Below are 1,410 nucleotides of genomic sequence, written 5' to 3' on the forward strand. Positions count from 1 at the left end.
GCGGCGACTCCGGCCCCGGCCGCATGTCGGAGCCCGACGACATCGTCGCCGCAGCTCTCGCCCTCGTCGAGCGTCCGCGCGATCTCGAGGACGTGTCGGTGGTCGTCAGCGCCGGAGGGACACGCGAACCGATCGACCCCGTCCGCTTCCTCGGCAACCGCTCGAGCGGGCGCCAGGGGGTCGCGATCGCCCGGGCCGCCGCGGACCGCGGCGCGCGGGTCACGCTCGTCGCCGCGCACCTCGACGCCGACGTCGTCCCCGACTCCCGCGTCGAGGTCATCGCGGTCGCCACCGCCGACGAGCTCGGCAGGGCGATGGATGCCACGGCCCCCGACGCCGACGTCATCGTGATGGCGGCGGCGGTCGCCGACTACTCCGTGGCGTCGGTGTCGGAGCACAAGCTCCGCAAGCAGGACGCCCCCGGTGGGCTCACCCTCGAGCTCATCGAGAACCGCGACATCGTGGCGGGCCTCGTCGCCGCGCGGCGCGACGGGCAGACGATCGTCGCCTTCGCCGCAGAGACCGTTCGCGACGACGACGATCTCCTCGAACGCGCTCGGGCCAAGGCCGCGCGAAAAGGGGTGGACCTGCTGGCGGCGAATGCCGTGGGATGGACGCGCGGGTTCGAGGTGACCGACAACGACCTGGTGATCGTCGAACGCGGCGGCGACGTCGTGGCGACGGCATCCGGATCGAAGGACGACACGGCCCACGCCCTGCTCGACGCGATCGTCGCGAACCGCGTGCGCTGACCGACCCGAGTGTTCTCGGGTCCCGCCGCGCGCAGACCGACGCCCCCGAGCGGACGGGTCCGCGAGGGGGCGTCGGCCGTGCAGCTCAGTAGCTGTAGGTGTACATGAGCTGTTCCATGACGGCGAAGAAGTCGCGCAGCAGGAAGATGATCCAGATGCTCGCGGTGACGATCGACACGACCGTGACGGCGATGAAGCCCCAGACCGGGCCGAGTCCCTTGCCGGTCTGCCGGCGCAACACGATTCCGCGGCCGACCACGTAGACCCCCGCCGTGACGACGAACACGAAGAACGCCCACGCCCAGTGGAAGGGCTGCACGATCCCGCGGGCCCGCAGCTGACGCCAATCGAGGAAGGCGAAGAGCACGCTGAGGCCGCCGAGGACGAGGCCGAGCACACTCATCCCGATGCTGAAGAGTGTGGAGTTCAGCGAGAAGTTCACCATCGTGGACGAGGACGAGTACCCGCCCTGCTCGGCGAGGACGGCCGCGTAGAGGAACTGCTCGAGCTGCGACTTCCAGTCGAACAGGAAGAGCATCAGCACCGAGACGAGCGGGAGCGCGACGATCAGCCACACCCACACGGTGTCGGTGGGGATGTCGCGTTTCACCGCCGCCCGCCCGGGGGCACCGGGGCCCGCGGGCGGGCGGCGGTGAAA

The 1,410-nt window shown here is 70.8% G+C and carries 1 protein-coding gene and 1 pseudogene; one reads left to right on the plus strand and one right to left on the minus strand.

Annotation, left to right across the window (positions count from 1 at the left end; translation table 11 throughout):
• Positions 1-752, plus strand: a 752-nt coding sequence (locus NS220_RS17955) for a phosphopantothenoylcysteine decarboxylase domain-containing protein (protein WP_275934688.1), incomplete at its 5' end; no start/stop codon positions are given.
• Between the two features lie 85 nt (positions 753-837).
• Here the strand turns inward: NS220_RS17955 and NS220_RS17960 are convergent.
• Positions 838-1,410 (minus strand): annotated as a pseudogene (locus NS220_RS17960) (hypothetical protein); the annotation flags it as partial.

This window comes from Microbacterium testaceum, assembly GCF_001476655.1.
GTDB lineage: Bacteria > Actinomycetota > Actinomycetes > Actinomycetales > Microbacteriaceae > Microbacterium > Microbacterium testaceum_C.